The organism is Acinetobacter sp. GSS19, from assembly GCF_028621895.1.
Taxonomy (GTDB): domain Bacteria; phylum Pseudomonadota; class Gammaproteobacteria; order Pseudomonadales; family Moraxellaceae; genus Acinetobacter.
Map to the genome: position 1 here is coordinate 2,484,693 of NZ_CP117520.1, position 17,155 is coordinate 2,501,847.

17 protein-coding genes are annotated in these 17,155 nt (G+C 47.2%); 13 read left to right on the top strand and 4 right to left on the bottom strand.

Translation table 11 applies throughout. The features are described from left to right. Window positions 1–5: 5 nt before the first annotated feature. Window positions 6–677 carry a TenA family transcriptional regulator gene (locus tag PGW99_RS11850; protein ID WP_273777924.1) on the top strand — a complete coding sequence of 224 codons (672 nt, stop codon included), beginning with the start codon at window positions 6–8 and terminating at the stop codon, window positions 675–677. Between the two features lie 11 nt (window positions 678–688). Further along, window positions 689–1,471 (top strand): SDR family oxidoreductase, encoded by a 783-nt coding sequence (locus tag PGW99_RS11855; protein WP_273777926.1) that lies wholly within the window; start codon window positions 689–691, stop codon window positions 1,469–1,471. A 657-nt stretch (window positions 1,472–2,128) separates the two neighbouring features. On the opposite strand, the gene purC is transcribed toward PGW99_RS11855, so the two are convergent. The 3 genes from purC to dapA are packed head-to-tail and all read right to left on the bottom strand — an operon-like array spanning window position 2,129 to window position 4,394. Continuing rightward, window positions 2,129–2,848 (bottom strand): phosphoribosylaminoimidazolesuccinocarboxamide synthase, encoded by a 720-nt coding sequence (gene purC, locus PGW99_RS11860; protein ID WP_273777927.1) that lies wholly within the window; start codon window positions 2,846–2,848, stop codon window positions 2,129–2,131. Window positions 2,849–2,880: 32 nt separating this feature from the next. Then, a complete protein-coding gene (locus PGW99_RS11865; protein WP_273777928.1) occupies window positions 2,881–3,480 on the bottom strand; it encodes a lipoprotein-34 precursor (NlpB) in 600 nt (199 codons plus the stop codon). Between the two features lie 17 nt (window positions 3,481–3,497). Beyond that, window positions 3,498–4,394, bottom strand: coding sequence for a 4-hydroxy-tetrahydrodipicolinate synthase (dapA, locus tag PGW99_RS11870; protein ID WP_273777929.1), 897 nt, complete (start codon window positions 4,392–4,394; stop codon window positions 3,498–3,500). Between the two features lie 722 nt (window positions 4,395–5,116). Here dapA and mhpT point away from each other — a divergent pair. The 11 genes from mhpT (at window position 5,117) to PGW99_RS11920 (ending at window position 16,886) form a co-directional block, all read left to right on the top strand. Beyond that, complete coding sequence (gene mhpT, locus PGW99_RS11875) at window positions 5,117–6,358, top strand: 3-(3-hydroxy-phenyl)propionate transporter MhpT (RefSeq protein ID WP_273777931.1); 1,242 nt, start codon at window positions 5,117–5,119, stop codon at window positions 6,356–6,358. Window positions 6,359–6,513: 155 nt separating this feature from the next. After that, a complete protein-coding gene (pncA, locus tag PGW99_RS11880; RefSeq protein ID WP_273777932.1) occupies window positions 6,514–7,143 on the top strand; it encodes a bifunctional nicotinamidase/pyrazinamidase in 630 nt (209 codons plus the stop codon). 150 nt (window positions 7,144–7,293) lie between these two features. Further along, window positions 7,294–8,508, top strand: coding sequence for an MFS transporter (locus PGW99_RS11885; RefSeq protein WP_273777934.1), 1,215 nt, complete (start codon window positions 7,294–7,296; stop codon window positions 8,506–8,508). A gap of 168 nt (window positions 8,509–8,676) precedes the next feature. Further along, complete coding sequence (locus tag PGW99_RS11890; protein ID WP_273777936.1) at window positions 8,677–10,113, top strand: efflux transporter outer membrane subunit; 1,437 nt, start codon at window positions 8,677–8,679, stop codon at window positions 10,111–10,113. 29 nt (window positions 10,114–10,142) lie between these two features. Continuing rightward, window positions 10,143–11,204 carry an HlyD family secretion protein gene (locus PGW99_RS11895; RefSeq protein ID WP_273777938.1) on the top strand — a complete coding sequence of 354 codons (1,062 nt, stop codon included), beginning with the start codon at window positions 10,143–10,145 and terminating at the stop codon, window positions 11,202–11,204. Next, on the top strand, window positions 11,204–13,255 hold the full coding sequence (rbbA, locus tag PGW99_RS11900) for a ribosome-associated ATPase/putative transporter RbbA (RefSeq protein WP_443098195.1): 2,052 nt from the start codon (window positions 11,204–11,206) through the stop codon (window positions 13,253–13,255). Before PGW99_RS11895 ends, rbbA begins: the two co-directional genes overlap by 1 nt. Further along, entirely contained in the window at window positions 13,144–13,938 is a 795-nt protein-coding gene (locus PGW99_RS12420; protein ID WP_443098196.1) for an ABC transporter permease, read from the top strand. Before rbbA ends, PGW99_RS12420 begins: the two co-directional genes overlap by 112 nt. A 1-nt stretch (window position 13,939) precedes the next feature. Further along, window positions 13,940–15,070, top strand: a complete 1,131-nt coding sequence (locus PGW99_RS11905; protein ID WP_273777939.1) for an ABC transporter permease — start codon at window positions 13,940–13,942, stop codon at window positions 15,068–15,070. Between the two features lie 45 nt (window positions 15,071–15,115). Continuing rightward, entirely contained in the window at window positions 15,116–15,469 is a 354-nt protein-coding gene (locus PGW99_RS11910) for a hypothetical protein (protein WP_273777940.1), read from the top strand. Between the two features lie 165 nt (window positions 15,470–15,634). Further along, a complete protein-coding gene (locus PGW99_RS11915; protein ID WP_273777941.1) occupies window positions 15,635–16,285 on the top strand; it encodes a nitroreductase family protein in 651 nt (216 codons plus the stop codon). A 445-nt stretch (window positions 16,286–16,730) separates the two neighbouring features. Then, window positions 16,731–16,886, top strand: coding sequence for a DUF2256 domain-containing protein (locus tag PGW99_RS11920; RefSeq protein WP_273777942.1), 156 nt, complete (start codon window positions 16,731–16,733; stop codon window positions 16,884–16,886). A 48-nt stretch (window positions 16,887–16,934) separates the two neighbouring features. Here PGW99_RS11920 and PGW99_RS11925 read toward each other — a convergent pair whose 3' ends face one another. Continuing rightward, a complete protein-coding gene (locus PGW99_RS11925) occupies window positions 16,935–17,096 on the bottom strand; it encodes a hypothetical protein (RefSeq protein WP_273777943.1) in 162 nt (53 codons plus the stop codon). Between the last annotated feature and the right edge of the window lie 59 nt (window positions 17,097–17,155).

A 17,155-nucleotide genomic window follows, 5' to 3' on the forward strand; every position in this document is an offset into this window, starting at 1 on the left:
ATACAATGATGAAATTCTTCGACAAATTACAGCAAGCAACAGCAGAGCAACGTCAAACTCTTTTAGCCACGTCGGTGATTCAAGATGCGCTCAAGTCACAGCTCTCTTTAGAACAATACTGCGCATTTTTAACCCAAGCTTATCATCATGTGCGTTTTACCGTACCGTTGATGATGGCTGCAGGAGCAAATTTGCCAGAGCGTTTGTCCTGGTTGCAGCCGGCGATTTGTGAATATATTGAAGAAGAAGCGGGCCATGAACAATGGATCTTAAATGACCTGAAAGCGTGTGGTGTTGATCCCGAACAGGTCAAAAACAGCCGCCCAAGCTTGCCAATCGAACTGATGGTGGCCTTTTTGTTTGACCAAGTTCGTCGTGTCAATCCAATTGCCCTGTTTGGTATGGTCAATGTACTGGAAGGAACCAGTGTATCGGTTGCGACAGAAGCTGCAGATAAAATCCAGCAGCATCTCAAACTGCCGAATCAGGCCTTTAGTTATCTGAAATCGCATGGCAGTCTGGACATTTCACATATGCAACATTTTGAGAAGTTGATGAATCAGGTCCAAGATGAAAAAGACCAGCAAGACATCATTCACTGTTCAAAAGTGGTGTTTAAACTTTATACCGAAATGTATGAGCAAGTGCCACAGATCAGCCAACAATTTGCCGCTTAAGGAGTGAGAATATGCAACTTTCCAAGGCACAGGTATTACTGACTGGGGCAAGCGGTGGAATCGGTTTAGCACTGTGTGCGGCATTATGCAAAGAAGGTGCTAAAGTCCTTGCGGTGGCTCGTAATACCCAAGTTTTAGAATCACTGGCTGCACAATATCCGGCACAGCTGGAAATTCTTCAAGCTGATTTATTGCAAGCTACGGATTTGATGAAAGTCGTGGAAATTGCCTCAAAAAAGGCGAATCTAAATACCTTGATTCATGCGGCGGGGCTTAATCATTTTGCTTTGCTTGAGCACCAATCTGCAGAGCAAATCCAAAAACTGGTCCAGTTAAATGTCACGACACCGATGATCCTGACATCGGCGTTGATTGAAAAACTGAAAAGTCAACCTGAGGCCAAGATTGTCAATGTGGGGTCAATTTATGGTTCATTGGGTTTTGCTGGCTACACCAGTTATTGCGCGACCAAATTTGCAGTGCGGGGGTTCTCGGAAGCTTTGCGACGTGAGCTGGCTGACACAGCGGTACAGGTGCTTTATGTGGCCCCGCGTGCCACCAAGACCAGTATGAATTCATCTGCTGCCCAACAATTAACGCAAGCGATGGGGGGCAAAGAAGATTCTCCAGAATTTGTGGCGAAGAATATTATTCAAGCCATTCAGCAGGATAAACAAAATATTTATCTGGGTTGGCCAGAGCGAGGCTTTGTACTCATTAATTCGATTATGCCGCATTTAGTGGATCAGGGGGTGAGAAAGCATTTGCCCTTAATCCGCCAGTTGAGTCAGTAAAAGTACAATAGAGTAATAGCCAGTTTTTATGCAGAGTTTTGTTCGAAGATCCGTGAAAACGGGTCTCTTGTCCCATGATGTGGATGGGAAACAAGGTATTTGTCGGCTGTCATCAGTTTGGCAGCTAAATCAGTCTATGTAATAGCATATTGAGTTTAATATTATTTTTTTGAATAGAAAAAGCCCAACGTCCTGTTGGGCTTTTTCGTATTTACTGCTTAGGTAGGGCTGCTGTTCTACCTCACTTTCCTGGTGCTGGAACTTATCGTTATTGTTTTATGTTCCGGAACGTCCTGTTCCTGTATGACTTCATCATAAGTAAAAAACCGCAGCTACCCTAGCCGCAAAATCCCTAAATCCATGTGCGCCAGGGCGTACAAAAACGGCTAAAAGTTGTCCCGGTTTTATCCGCAGAAATTGGGGATAATTTTTGCCCTGGGCATCTGATGGAATCAGGAAAAATATAAAATAGACTATTTTTAAACAGATTGACTGACGAGAGATGTCAGAATTGAATATAAAAAAATGACTTGTTTCTAAATCAGTTTTTCGGGGTTGCGTCCTCGATTTCTTATTGCATAGACATTTTAATTGGCGAATAACACAATAAAAAAACCGAGTCATTCGACTCGGTTTTTTTATTTGAAGCAATTCAGATTAGATATCTGAAAGGTCGATGCCGATACGGGCAGCCACTTCTTCATATGCTTCAACCACACCGCCTAAACCTTGACGGAAACGGTCTTTATCGAGTTTTTTCTTGGTGTCTTTATCCCACAAACGGCAACCGTCTGGAGAGAATTCATCACCCAATACGATACGGTCGTGAAACACACCGAATTCAAGTTTAAAGTCAACAAGTAGCATGTTGCCTTTGTCGAACAAATCTTTGAGCACTTCGTTCACTTTATAAGTGAGATCTTTCATTTGAGCCAACTGTTCAGCTGTTGCCCAACCTAAAGCAATTGCTTGAGATTCGTTGACCATTGGATCGCCCAACGCATCATCTTTAAAGAACAATTCAAATGTCGGTGGGGTCAGTTCTTTACCTTCTTCTACACCAAGACGTCGGCACAATGAACCCGCAGCATAATTACGGATGACACATTCAACCGGAATCATTTTAAGTTTTTTCACTAACACTTCGTTTGGTGTTAGCAGTTTCTCAAAGTGAGTTTCGATACCCGCTGCTGCCAGTTTTTCCATGATGAAGGCATTGAAGCGGTTGTTCACCTTGCCTTTGCGATCTAGTTGTTCGATCTTTTCGCCATTGAACGCAGAGGCATCATCACGAAAGACTAAAATCAGGTGGTCGGCAGAGTCTGTTTCATAAACAGATTTTGCTTTACCAGTATAGAGCAAGGCTTGTTTTAACATGGGGGAACCTTTTTCAAAAATATGCCTAATGACTAGGCTGGCCAATTTTGATAAATCTGGGCTAGCAATTCCGCAGCTTTTTCGCGCTCGGCAAAACTGTTGTCAACATTGAAGACCGCTAGATTATGACTTGAACCAACAGACGTCAGTCTTAACACATAGGTTTGGTTATCGAGCTTCAGGGTGACTTCATACCCATTTTTGCTTTGGCCAACGATGGTATAGTTAAGGCTACTGAGGGTGGCAAGTGTATATTGCCAAATTGTAGCAGAATTTCCTTCGATTTTAAGCAACGGATTTTGATTTCCGTCGGTGACCAGCTGCGGACGCCCAACCGTATCATTCTGTTCAGATACGGTATTGTTGATTTGTGCAGCATTTGGACGTGGCATTTCAAAACGGTTGCCGCGTGCATTGCTGTAGTTTGGAGCATTCTGTAACGCCAGTGGTTCGACCAGTGGCGCAGGGTACAATGGTGTCACTGGCCGCACTAACGCACCTTCAGGATATTTTAGCGGTTCAAGTGTTGTGGTGTATTTGTAATCCAGCGAGCCGTTATTAATGGCCAGATGACTACAACCCGCTAAGCTAAAAACTGAAAGTGCAAGGGTTAAACCAGTACGTAATTGCATAATGTTGTGCTCTTATATTAAATCACACCTGCGGCCTGAAGCGCTTCGCGTAATGGTGTGCGGTATTGTTCTGCAAGTGGCGTCAATGGTAGACGGATGCCGGTACCAATCATGCCCATTTCATGGAGTGCCCATTTCACCGGAATCGGGTTGGATTCACAAAATAGAATATTGTGTAAATTTGCAACCTTATTATTCAGTTCTTCTGCCAGAGTGGCATTTCCTGCAAGCGCAGCAGCACAGATCTCGCTCATGATTTTTGGCACAATGTTGGCAGTCACAGAAATGTTGCCTTTCGCGCCTAATCCCATCAATTGATATGCCGTGGCGTCATCACCTGAGTAAACGGTCATGCTCTTGCCTTGTAGGCCTTTGATCAGTTGCTGGCCACGCGGAACATCACCAGTAGCATCTTTAATCCCGATGATTTGTGGAATATCGGCCAAACGGATCACGGTTTCATTCAGCATATCTACACCGGTACGGCCTGGTACATTGTACAGAATCTGTGGGAGATCAACGGCTTCCGCAATGGCTTTATAATGCTGGTATAAGCCTTCTTGGGTCGGTTTGTTATAATAAGGTGTCACTAAAAGTGCAGCATCCGCGCCCAGTTGTTTTGCTTCTTGAGTCAGTTCAATCGCTTCATGGGTTGAGTTGGCACCCGTACCGGCAATGACCGGGATACGTTTGTTGGCCACACGAATGATTTCTTTGATCACTTGGGTGTGTTCAGCCATGCTTAAGGTAGAGGCTTCGCCTGTGGTACCTACCGCGACAATACTGTTGGTGCCTTGCTCAATATGCCATTCGACCAGCTTCTCGAGACCCTTCCAATCTACGCTGCCATCTTCGAACATAGGGGTGACGATTGCGACAATTGAGCCTTGAATGGTCTGTGCTTGCTGAGTCATTTTAAAAAAATATCCTATTTATCCATCCGAATGAGAGTGAAAAGAGGGGACTGGATGGTTGCAGTATTTTGAATTCAAGCGAGTATCAACAAGACGATGCCTATTGAATAATGCTTACCCAAATTATGACTGATGAATCGGGTAAGAACAATATGCTTTAGTCAAAGCGCTTTAAAACTTTAAAAAAAGTAACAATAAAAATAGTTTAGCTGTTAATGATCCGTAAATTTTAAGGTTTTTTCAGGCCCATCAAACCGCTGATGTATAGGCTTTTAACTCGGTTAATACAGGACTTTAGTGGTAGGCTGGCTTGAATATGACCAGCTTTTCTGTATCTAATGCGTGGGTTTTGATCTAAAATTTATATGTTATAAAGATGAGCTCATACAATTAGCCAATTAATAAACCTAATAATTTTTTTTAAATGATCACTAAAATAAATCCTAATAATTGTTTTTAAATATAATTAGAAAATCTATTTCAGGTATAAAAATATGAAATGGTGATTGAAATCACATCATATTCTTTAGTTTTTTGCTCAGAATTCAGATTTTATTTATTGCTTTTTTGCCTATCTTTTCAGCTCAGTTAAAATGAGAAAGTTCCATTATCATCCGAAATAATCCTTAATTTTCTAAAACTTATTGGTAGTTAATTCTGTTCAGGCCTTCGTAGATGATTGCTCGCTCATCTGAATACTGATTAAAACAAGGAATTCTCCAATGGAAAGATCAGGTAACAAACATTCCGTTATTACTGTCGCGATCTGTTTTTTGATCGCGGTTATTGAAGGCCTGGATATTCAGGCTGCGGGTATTGCTGCCAAAGGGATTAGTGAGTATTTCGCACTGGATAAGTCACAATTGGGTATTTTCTTCAGCGCAGGGATTCTGGGTCTACTCCCAGGGGCGTTGATTGGCGGTCGTTATGCCGACCGTATTGGCCGTAAAAAAGTCTTGATCTGGTCGGTTGCCACCTTTGCTGTATTTACCTTATGTACCGTATGGGTAAACAGCTTCACCAGCTTGTTGGTGGTGCGTTTCCTCGCCGGTGCAGGCTTGGGTGCTGCGATGCCAAACTTGATTACTTTGGCAGCTGAGTCGGTACGACCTGAAAACCGTGGCCGTGCCGTGGGTCTGATGTACTGTGGTATGCCAGTGGGTGCAGCAATTTTATCCTATATTGCCAGCCTGGATTTCGGTACAAACTGGAAAAACATTTTCTATCTCGGTGGCTTATTGCCAATCGTGGTGGTTCCACTGATGATGTTGTTGCTACCAGAATCACGCGAGTTCTTGAAAGCACAGGACAAACAGCAAGCGGCTGAGCCACAAGGTTCTTTCAAAGACCTGTTCAACAGCGAAAACCGTCTGCGTACTTTGCTGCTCTGGGGTAGCTATTTCTTGACCTTGATGGTGGTTTACATCATGTTGAGCTGGTTGCCATCGTTGTTTATGGAACTTGGTTTCTCACGCAAAGAAGGCAGTACAGCACAGTTCTTCTTCATGATCGCAGCAACTTTCGGTACGGTGATCCTAGGCATGCTGACAGACCGCTGGAAGAAAGCCTACGTGATTATTTTGATGTACGGTGGTATTACGGCTGGTCTGTTTAGCTTGAATGCAGCAGTTTCATTGACCAACATGTACTGGGCAGCGGCATTAACAGGTGCATTCGTCATTGGGTGCCAAGGTGTACTGTATGCGTTCGGTAGTATCGTGTATCCAACCAATGTGCGTGCAACAGGTGTAGGTATGGCTTCTGCAGTCGGCCGTGTTGGTGCAATGCTCGGACCAGCAATTGCGGGTCAATTATTAGCTGCTGGTTTCGGTGCTGCTGGTGTCGTTTCTGCTGCGATTCCATGTATCATCGTGTCTGCAGTCCTGATGTTGTTGGTGGTACGTAGCTTGCCGAATCAGGCTGCTGCAACTCAACCTGCACAATCTGGTTTAGAAACTTCATGATGATTGCTTGCTGAATGCAGCAAGCCTACATGATCAAAAAGCCCGCGATCCATCCGTGGGCTTTTTTGCTGGACAAAATTGCCGATTAATGAGGTTTCAGATTTCATCTGACCATGCTAACAATACAGACCATGACTGAATAAGGATCAGCTGCTATGAAACTGTCCAAGCATGATGCGTTAATCGTGGTCGATGTGCAAAATGGCTTTACCCCAGGCGGGCAACTGGCCGTTGCCGGGGGAGATGAAATTATTCCCCGCATTCATCAGCTGGCACATTGTTTTGACAATATTATCCTGACGCAGGATTGGCATCCTGCCAACCATGTTTCTTTCGCGGTCAACCATCCCGGTCAACAGCCCTATGACAGTATTCTTTTGCCTTATGGTACGCAGGTGCTTTGGCCGGTGCATTGCGTACAGGGCACGGCAGACGCGGAATTACATCCAGACCTTGATTTGCCGAAGGCGCAGCTGATTATCCGTAAAGGCTTCCATCCTCAAATTGACAGCTATTCAGCCTTTATGGAGGCAGACCGACAGACCAGCACCGGACTGGCAGGCTATTTGAGGGAACGTCAGATTGATACGGTATATGTGGTTGGTTTGGCGACTGATTTTTGTGTGGCCTGGACGGCACTAGATGCCCGAAAATTGGGCTTTCATGCCTATGTGATTGAAGATGCTTGTAAAGGGATTGACCTAAACAGCTCGCTGGCCGAAGCCTGGCAGCGTATGCAACAGCAGGGTGTGCATCGTATTCAGTCCACAGATCTTTGTGCGTAGTGGAAATTTTATTCAGTATCTACAGCCTTGATATAAAAAAATGATGATGTGATTGCTGTTGCTTATTTGTTTAATACAACAGTGCTGCTTATAGTGATTTCATGCCATCTGTCTTCAGAATGAATGAACTGCAATTGATAGGAAATCTGCATGTCCATAGCTGTATCTGCCTCTCCGCATACTGAACTGTCACGCGGCTTTGTACTGATTATGTCTCTGGCCTGCGGGCTATGTGCCGGTGCTAACTATTTTAACCAGCCGCTGATTTATGCGATTGCCACAGACCTGCATACGACGACTACACAGGCCGCATTAACGGTGGTTTTGGCTCAGGTGGGTTATGGTTTGGGATTGTTGTTTCTGGTGCCCTTGGGGGACTTGCTGGAAAAACGACGTTTTATTATCAGTCTGATGGTACTCAGTGCCACGGCGCAAATTCTACTTTCCTTGAGTGACAGTTTAGCTCTGCTGTATAGCATGACTTTGGGGGCTTCCTTTTTTTCCATCGCGGCACAGGTACTGATTCCATTTGCTGCGACGCTCAGCCCATCCCATAAAAGTGCTGAAATTGTGGGGGTACTGATGAGTGGTCTGGTCATGGGTATTTTGCTGGCGCGTACTTTTGCCGGTTTTATTTCGACCACTTTATCCTGGCACTATGTGTATTTGCTGAGTGGCATGTTTACACTGATGTTTGCTGTCGTGATGTGGCACAAGTTACCCACGACCCAGCCGAACCGGGAGTTGAAACTGCTGGGAATTTACCGCTCCTTGATCGAGCTGGCTTATCAGCAGCCACATTTGATCCGGCGTGGCATTGCGGGTGGATTGGGTTTTGGGATTTTGGCCATGATCTTTACCACCATGACTTTTATCCTGGCCAATCCTCCATATCTGTTTAATGAGTTTCAGATCGGGTTGTTCGGTTTGTTGGGCGTGATTGGAATTTTTGCCACACGCTGGTCAGGTAAAACCATCGGGCAGGGGAAAGAAAACTTCGTTGCTATCTTATGTAGCAGTCTGTTGTTACTCGGCTGGATTCCGTTGGCATTTGCCCGCATGAATCTTGGTCTGTATGCACTTGGGGTATTGATGTGTTATTTCGGTTTGACAGCATTTCACGTGTTGAACCAGAACTTGGTTTACCGGATTTCCATCCAGGCACGTTCCCGCATTAATGCCGTTTATATGACTCTGTATTTCTCTGGGGCGGCATTGGGATCACTGTGTACGGTGTATGCCTGGGCACATTGGTCATGGCCGGGCTGTGTACTCTTGGGCATTGTGTATGGCAGTCTGATTCTTGCCATCGACCGTTATGATTTTCGTCAGATGCGACAGGCCGATTCATCTTCTGTCTCATGACGGGATGAGTCTTCTGCTGCATGAAAAGTCATAAAAATCTGTAGGGCTGACACATCGTCGAGTGAAATTGCAGGCGGCATCTGGCTTCAAATTTGTTATAGTGCAAATAATCATCAATACGCAATAACTTGCTGCTTCATTTAAGCATTAAAAAATAAAGACAACAGCATGAAAAATAAGATAAAGAATGTTTCCGGTCATTTAGTAGCTGGACCTGTTAGACCTATTCTGGTGATGGGGGTGCTGTCACTTACCGGTTGTCAGGTCTTGCAAATGCCGGAAACGGGTGCCGATATCCAGCTGCCTGCCCAGTTTACCGACATGCCCAGTCAGCCTGTACAGCGCTTGAGTTGGTCAACCTATTTTACCGATCCGGTGTTGCAACAGTTACTGCAGCAAACTTTGCAGCATAATCAGGATTTGCAGCTTGCTGCACTACGGGTCGCTGAAGCTCAGGCCATGTATGGAATTCAGCGAGCTGAACTGTATCCGCAGTTGGGCTTGGGTACTGATTTTAGCCGTAATCGGGTGCCTGCTGACTTGTCGCCTCTTGGACAGTCATATATTGCCAACCAGTTTCAGCTTGGGGTTGGGCTGCAAAGTTGGGAGCTGGATCTCTGGGGGCGTATCCGCAGTTTGAAACAGGCAGCACTCAAGCAGTTTCTGGCCCAGCAGGCCAATCAGATCGCAGTACAGAACAGCCTGATTGCCCAAGTGGCTTCGGTGTATCTGAATTTAAGTGCTTTGGATCAGCGGGTTGAACTGGCTGAGCATGCAGCAGGGAGTTATCAAAATTCGGTACGCATCTTTAAGCGCCGTTATGACGTCGGTTCAGGTTCCAAGGTGGAATATACGCAGGCTCAGACCCTACTGAGCAATGCGCAGAATTTGCTGGCACAGTTACAGCAGGCCCGTGCCAGTCAGCAGAATTTGCTAATCCAGTTGGTGGGGCGGCCTGTTCAGCTCACCCGACCCACGCCATTAAGCCAAATTCAATGGGCACATCAAGCGCAGGCAGTGGGCTTACCATCGGATTTACTGCTGAACCGGCCTGATTTGCGGGCAGCTGAATATCAGTTACAGGCACAAAGTGCCAATATTCAGGCAGCCCGTTTGGCGTTTTTTCCCCGTATCAGTTTGACTGGTGGCTTTGCGACAGCCAGTGGTGAACTGGAGGGTTTATTCCAGCCCCAGAGTCAGTTGTGGCAGTTTGCACCGAGTATCAGCATCCCGATTTTTACCGCTGGCCGCTTAAAAGCCAATCTGGATCTGGCACAGGTTCGTCAGCAGATGGCGGTGCAGGAATATGAAAAAACCATTCAAAACGCGTTTCGCGAAGTCCGGGATGCCTTGCAGAATGAAGATTGGCTGACCCGGCAATTGCAGATTCAACGCCAGGGTTTAAAGGCTTTCCGTGAACGGGTGCGGCTGGCACAACTCAGCTATGACAATGGTGCGGTCACTTATCTCGAAGTGCTGGATGCCCAGCGCAGTTTGCTGGCCGCAGAACAGCAGGCCGTAGAAGTACAAAGCGCTTTACTGAAAAACCAAGTCGCGTTATATCTGGCTTTAGGTGGTGATATTAGCCTGATTCATCGGGTATAGGCTTCAATGAGACAAACAAAGAGAAGCTCATGAAAATAAAAAAACTGCTTTGGCCCATAGCGGCTGTTTTGGTGCTGATCTTGCTTGGGTATTACCTCTGGCAACGCTTTCAGCAGCCCGATACGCAGGGACTCATTAGCGGTAATGGCCGGATTGAAGCGACTGAAATTGATATCGCCAGTAAATTACCCGGACAGTTAGAGCAGGTCTTAGTCAAAGAAGGTGAGTTTGTGGAGGCCGGTCAGATCCTGGCGAAAATTAAAGTTTCTTCGATTGAAGCCCAGCTCAATGAAGCCCAAGCCCAGCAACAGCAGGCAGAGAATGCTGTACTGACAGCACAGGCACAGGTGGCGATGCGGCAAAGTGACAAAGCTGCGATGTTGGCGATGGTGTCACAGCGCGAAACTGAACTGAATGCGGCGCAGCGCCGGTTGAAACGTACTGAAATTCTGGCCAAAGAAGGCGCATCCTCCTTACAGCAGCTAGATGATGACCGATCCAATGTGCAGCGTGCGATTGCTGCATTGAATACGGCTCAGGCACAGGTGGCCAGTGCCGATGCGGCGATTAAGGCGACACAGGCACAGGTGATTGGTGCCGAGTCTGCCGTGAAAGCAGTGAAAGCCACCATCCAGCGTATCCAGTTTGATCTTGATGACAGCCAACTTAAAGCACCGTTAAAAGCCCGGGTGCAGTATCGTATTGCTGAGCCAGGTGAAATGATTGCAGCAGGTGGCAAGGTACTGAACCTGATTGACCTGTCCAATGTGTATATGACCTTTTTCCTGCCCGAAACTGTGGTGGGACAAGTAGCAATTGGCACTGAAGTGCGGATTGTGCTGGATGCCGCACCGAATGTGGTTATTCCTGCCAAAGTGTCTTATGTGGCCGATACGGCCCAGTTCACTCCGAAGACTGTGGAAACCCAGAGCGAGCGGCAAAAGCTGATGTTTCGGGTTAAAGCTCAGGTAGATCAGGCGGTTTTGCAAAAGTACATGACCCATGTCAAAACCGGTCTGCCCGGGGTGGCCTGGATCAAGCTCGATCCAAAGCTGGCCTGGCCGGCTCAGCTGTCACGTAAGGTGCAATGATGATCTTGCCCTCTGTTGTGGCCGAGCTGCAGCAGGTTAGCTTGCAGTACGCACGGGTCAAGGCGCTGGATGCGATTGACCTGCAGATTCCTGCCCAGAAAATGGTCGGGCTGATTGGCCCAGACGGGGTGGGCAAGTCCAGTCTGTTGGCCCTGTTGGCCGGTGCACGCAAGGTGCAGCAGGGCCAAGTCATTGTGCTCGGCGGTGATATGTCACATCGCCATCATCGTGAAATGATTTGTCCGAACATTGCCTATATGCCACAAGGGCTGGGTAAAAATCTCTATCCCACCCTGTCGGTTGAGGAGAATCTCCAATTTTTTGCCCGGCTATTTGGTCATGACCGTGCCGAACGGCGCAAACGTATTGATGATCTAACCCAGAGTACAGGTTTATATCCTTTTCTAGACCGCCCGGCTGGAAAGCTTTCTGGCGGGATGAAACAGAAACTGGGGCTGTGCTGTGCCCTGATCCATGATCCTGACTTGCTCATTCTGGATGAACCCACGACCGGGGTGGATCCACTGGCACGGGCACAGTTCTGGCAACTGATCCAGCGGATCCGTCAGACCCGGCCACAGATGAGTGTAATCGTGGCAACCGCCTACATGGATGAAGCACAAGGATTTGACTGGCTGGTAGCAATCGACGCAGGCCGGATTCTGGCTACCGGAACACCCCTTGATCTTCTGGCCTCGACCCAGAGCCAGTCGTTGGAAGAAGCGTTTATTCAGCTGTTACCGGAAGAGAAAAAAAAGGGCTATCAACCCGTAGAAATCCCGGCACTGGAACTGTCATCAACAGCATCCTATGCCATTGAGGCGAAAGATCTGACCATCCGTTTCGGGGATTTCACTGCAGTCGATCACGTCAACTTCAAAGTGCGGCAAGGTGAAATTTTCGGGTTTTTAGGATCCAATGGCTGTGGCAAAACCATGACCATGAAAATGTTGACCGGTTTGTTGCCGGCCACTGAAGGTCAAGCCTGGCTTTTTGGCAAACCAGTTGATGGGCATGATCTGGCAACCCGGCAACGCGTCGGTTATATGTCGCAGTCTTTCTCTTTGTATGGAGAACTCACGGTACTGCAAAATCTGGTGCTGCACGCCCGCTTGTTTCATGTGCCTTCTGAGCAGATCACCCCGCGCGTGGCGGAGATGTTACAACGCTTTGACCTGGAAAATGTGCAGGATGAGCTACCGGAAAAGTTACCTCTGGGGATCCGACAGCGTTTGTCACTTGCTGTGGCGATGGTGCATCAGCCGGAAATCCTGATTCTGGATGAGCCGACGTCGGGTGTGGATCCAGTGGCACGGGATAATTTCTGGCGTTTGCTGGTGCATTTATCTCGACAGGACAAGGTCACCATTTTTATTTCCACCCATTTCATGAATGAGGCATTGCGTTGTGATCGTATTTCATTGATGCATGCCGGACAGGTGCTTGACAGTGATCAACCTCAGGCCCTGATCGAAAAACGGGGTGTCGAAACTTTGGAGCAGGCATTTATTGGCTATCTGCTGGAAGCGGGAGCGGGCAGTCTGCATCCGCAGGATCAAGAAAGTACCACTCTGAGTCCATCAGACATCACTACTGCATCAAAACGCCAATTGTTTAGTCCGCTGCGTATGCTGAGTTACGCCTGGCGTGAAACATTGGAACTGCGCCGTGATCCGGTCCGTTCTACCTTGGCATTACTAGGTTCGATCATCTTGATGTTTGTGATTGGTTACGGTATTAGCCTGGATGTTGAGGATCTCAGTTATGCGGTACTCGATCATGACCAGAGCAGTCTGAGCCAGAACTATGCACTGAGCCTGTCCGGGTCACGCTACTTTATTGAACATGCACCGATCCGGGATGATCAAGACATGGATGAACGGATGCGCAGTGGCGAGCTGGCGCTGGCCCTGAAATCCCTCCGGGTTTTGCCCGGGATGTGGCCCGTGGTCAGAATGTTGAAATCGGTGCCTGGATTGATGGCGCCATGCCGATGCGTGCAGAAACCGTACAGGGCTATGTTCAGGGGATTCATCAGTCCTGGTTGCTAGAACAGGCACAAGCACGGCAGGGCGTATTGCCGACTGCAGCCATTTCAATAGAAACCCGTTTCCGTTATAACCCGGATGTACGCAGCCTGCCTGCCATGGTGCCTGCGGTGATTCCCTTATTGCTTCTCATGTTGCCAGCCATGCTGACCGCCTTGGCTGTGGTACGGGAAAAAGAGCTCGGTTCGATTATTAATCTGTACGTGACACCCGTCACCCGTACCGAATTCCTGTTGGGTAAACAGCTGCCTTATATCGCGTTGGCCTTTTCCAATTTTCTGTTGATGTGGCTGCTAGCCGTCACTGTCTTTGGGGTGCCAATGACAGGCAGTTTTCTGACCCTGACACTAGCGACACTGTTATTCATCGTGATCTCGACGGGGATGGGCTTACTGGCTTCGGCGCTGACCAAAAGCCAAATTGCCGCTATGTTTTTTGCCATGCTCGGTACCCTGATACCCGCAGCGCAATATTCCGGCCTGACCAATCCGGTGTCTTCACTTGAAGGGGCGGCACGGGTGATTGGGGATTTGTATCCTGCGACCTATATGATCATGATCAGTCGTGGGGTGTTTAATAAGGCACTAACCTTTCAGGATTTATATCAGTCGATCTGGGCACTTTGTGCCGCAATTCCGGTGGTAATCGGCATTGCGATTTTACTGCTCAAGAAACAGGAGCATTAGTATGATCCGACAGAAGCTGGCGAATATCTATCATCTTGGGGTTAAGGAGTTGTGGAGTCTGTGGCGTGACCCGATGATGCTTTTTTTGATTATTTATACGTTTAGTATCGGGATTTATACGGCAGCCACAGCCATGCCGGAAACGCTGAATGAAGCTGCCATCGCGATTGTCGATGAAGATCAGTCGCCATTGTCCAACCGGATCGTGTCAGCTTTCTATCCCCCGCAATTTAATCCGCCCCAGCTGATAAATCTGAATCAAGTTGACCCAGCCCTGGATGCCGGTTTGTATACCTTCGCTCTGAATATTCCACCGAATTTTCAGCAAGAGGTTTTAGCGGGGCATCATCCACAATTGCAGCTGAATGTGGATGCCACCCGGATGAGCCAGGCCTTTACTGGCAGTGGCTATATTCAACAAATTGTCCATGCTGAGGTCAATGAATTTGTACAGGGACACCGCAAGGAGACGATCTTGCCAGTTGAGCTAACCTTGCGCGCCCGTTTTAATCCCGGGCTGGAAGAGGCCTGGTTTGGCAGTTTGATGGAAATCATTAACCATGTAGCGATGCTTTCCATCATTCTCACGGGCGCAGCACTGATCCGCGAACGTGAACATGGCACTGTTGAGCATTTGCTGGTCATGCCGGTAACGGCTACTGAAATCATGCTGGCGAAAGTCTGGTCGATGGGATTGGTGGTGTTGCTGGCAGCATCAGCCTCTTTACAATTTGTGGTGCGTGATCTGCTGAATGTACCGATTGAAGGTTCCGTCCCTCTCTTTTTGTGTGGCGCTGCCTTATCGCTGTTTGCCACCACATCAATGGGAATTTTTATGGCGACGGTAGCGAAAAGCATGCCGCAATTTGGCCTGTTGATGATCATGACCCTGATTCCACTGCAAATGCTGTCGGGTGCGATGACTCCTCGGGAAAGCATGCCGGAGATGGTGCAGAACATTATGTTACTGGCGCCCACGACCCATCTGGTGCAGCTCGGGCAAGCCATTTTATTCCGTGGTGCCGGTATCGAAGTGGTATGGAGTTCATTTTTATGGCTACTGGTGATTGGTTGCTGCTTCTTCTTTTATTCACTGAAGCGTTTTCAAGTCACCATTAAGACCATGGCCTGAGCACGAAGGTCATGATAAAAACGTCCAAATCGGCCTAGAACCGCTATGCAGATCACCTTACATCGTTGTGCAGGACTGTTACAGAACACTCTTGCACGTGGTTGGCCACTGTATGTGTTTTTTGATGGGGAGCTGATCGCTCAGTTAGCACTGGGAGAAACCCGATCATTGCAATTGCCTGATCGCATAGGACATTTGTGTGTTGGTTTAGCTCAACCCACATTAAAGCCAATTAAACCGACGCTTAATGCGTGTTATTTTCGTAGTCAAACCTTGCAGATCAGTCTGGCTGATGCAGATCAATATTTTTCTATCCGCACACGGTTTTGGGTGATTGCGGATATTCTGAACCTCGGCCTGCTGCCTTATTTTGCGCAGCGCTGTTTGTCGATAGACTGAATGCGGGATGAGAGAGCGAAATCTATGCTGTAGTGTGTTGCAATGGTTCTAAAAATGCAACGCTGTGTCTAAAGATAGAGGATAGGTTACATCAGGGATAACGACTAAGATAGCGACATACTCAGTGAGAACCTCACGACACAGAATAGCCACAGGAGCAGACCCATGTCATTCTTAGCTCAAATTTTTAGTTCCAAACAAACCCCAGACCAAGCACAATCAGCGACTTTTCTAGAGCAGTTAGCACAGCGCCGTACCATTTACCGTATTGGTAAAAATGTGACTCAGCAGCCACAAGCATTGGATCAAACCATCCGTGAGGCGGTTCGCTTAAGTCCATCAGCATTTAACTCACAGTCTTCGCGGGTCGTGAACCTGTTTGGTCAAGCCCATCAGGATTTCTGGGATATGGTGAAGGAAAAGTTGCGTCAGATCGTACCCGCTGAGAATTTCCATGCTACGAGCGATAAAATTGACAGCTTTGCTGCCGGCTTTGCGACAGTTCTGTTCTTTGAAGATCAAAATGTGGTGAAAGGCCTACAGGAACAATTTGCTGCATATGCGGACAATTTCCCAATCTGGTCAGAACACTCTACGGCGATTGCCCAGTTTGCAGTTTGGATGGCGCTATCGGAACAAGGTTTAGGGGCTTCTCTACAGCATTACAACCCGATTGTCGATGAACAGGTCGCAGAACGATTTGGCATCCCTGTCTACTGGAAATTACGTGCACAATTGGTGTTTGGTTCGGTCGAAGCAGCGGCGGGTGAAAAAGACTTTATTGCCGATGACACACGTTTTAAAAGCTTTTACTAATCGTTCTACGCTATATAAAAGTTCAATACATCAAGCGATTGACACTGATCAGACGATCGTAGCTTGATCAAACAAAGAAGCCTCAACACTGTTGAGGCTTCTTTGTTTTTCAGTTTGGTATAAGCGCTGACCGGACTGAATTTCCCTTTTTTGCTGTAATTATTATGATTATTTTGTGTATGTGGAACATCCTGTCCCTTTATGAGTTCAGAATACTGCAGAGCTTTATAGAGAAATAGGCGAAAATGCCTCAAGCTTGTGTAAGCCATCGCTGACAAGAGGTTGGATGAAAAAATGGATTGTACAGATGCTTTTCATGTAGCCTTATAAACCATAAAACGCTGAACACATTCTTGATTGAATCCAAAACAGGTCAGGAGACGTTTGGTAAAATATCTTTGGGTTTGCCCGTTCTTGAGAGTTTATTCAAGGGATTGATCACAGCATGAAAAAACAGCATTTACCAGAAAAAACCTGTGCCTATTGTCAACGGCCTTTTCTTTGGCGCAAAAAATGGCAGCGCTGTTGGGACGAGGTCCGTTATTGTTCAGAACGCTGCAAGCGTCAGGCACGCATCGAACAGCGTTTGTCAGGCTTTTGAGCCTTGAGGGAACAGGCTACCCGATTGATTCAGAAGCAACATGGTGGATTATCCCAAAGAAATCCGATCCGCATTAATCGCCAGCATGACCCCAACAATAAAAAGGCCACAGTAAAGAGCAAACCATACAATCATGCGCTTAAAGGCTTTGTCGGAAATGGAACTGTCGGCATATTTCTGTGGTTTTTTAGGGGGTTGTTCATTCTGCATCACGACATCTCTTCATGCTTATCAGATGACTCGATTATCTGAAGCTGATGACGGTATGC

Excerpts from the sequence above, each read along its gene's own strand:
- PGW99_RS11850 (WP_273777924.1), top strand. The coding sequence starts at position 6 with ATGATGAAATTCTTCGACAAATTACAGCAAGCAACAGCAGAGCAACGT.
- PGW99_RS11855 (WP_273777926.1), top strand. The coding sequence starts at position 689 with ATGCAACTTTCCAAGGCACAGGTATTACTGACTGGGGCAAGCGGTGGA.
- purC (WP_273777927.1), bottom strand. The coding sequence starts at position 2,848 with ATGTTAAAACAAGCCTTGCTCTATACTGGTAAAGCAAAATCTGTTTAT.
- PGW99_RS11865 (WP_273777928.1), bottom strand. The coding sequence starts at position 3,480 with ATGCAATTACGTACTGGTTTAACCCTTGCACTTTCAGTTTTTAGCTTA.
- dapA (WP_273777929.1), bottom strand. The coding sequence starts at position 4,394 with ATGACTCAGCAAGCACAGACCATTCAAGGCTCAATTGTCGCAATCGTC.
- mhpT (WP_273777931.1), top strand. The coding sequence starts at position 5,117 with ATGGAAAGATCAGGTAACAAACATTCCGTTATTACTGTCGCGATCTGT.
- pncA (WP_273777932.1), top strand. The coding sequence starts at position 6,514 with ATGAAACTGTCCAAGCATGATGCGTTAATCGTGGTCGATGTGCAAAAT.
- PGW99_RS11885 (WP_273777934.1), top strand. The coding sequence starts at position 7,294 with ATGTCCATAGCTGTATCTGCCTCTCCGCATACTGAACTGTCACGCGGC.
- PGW99_RS11890 (WP_273777936.1), top strand. The coding sequence starts at position 8,677 with ATGAAAAATAAGATAAAGAATGTTTCCGGTCATTTAGTAGCTGGACCT.
- PGW99_RS11895 (WP_273777938.1), top strand. The coding sequence starts at position 10,143 with ATGAAAATAAAAAAACTGCTTTGGCCCATAGCGGCTGTTTTGGTGCTG.
- rbbA (WP_443098195.1), top strand. The coding sequence starts at position 11,204 with ATGATCTTGCCCTCTGTTGTGGCCGAGCTGCAGCAGGTTAGCTTGCAG.
- PGW99_RS11905 (WP_273777939.1), top strand. The coding sequence starts at position 13,940 with ATGATCCGACAGAAGCTGGCGAATATCTATCATCTTGGGGTTAAGGAG.
- PGW99_RS11910 (WP_273777940.1), top strand. The coding sequence starts at position 15,116 with ATGCAGATCACCTTACATCGTTGTGCAGGACTGTTACAGAACACTCTT.
- PGW99_RS11915 (WP_273777941.1), top strand. The coding sequence starts at position 15,635 with ATGTCATTCTTAGCTCAAATTTTTAGTTCCAAACAAACCCCAGACCAA.
- PGW99_RS11920 (WP_273777942.1), top strand. The coding sequence starts at position 16,731 with ATGAAAAAACAGCATTTACCAGAAAAAACCTGTGCCTATTGTCAACGG.
- PGW99_RS11925 (WP_273777943.1), bottom strand. The coding sequence starts at position 17,096 with ATGCAGAATGAACAACCCCCTAAAAAACCACAGAAATATGCCGACAGT.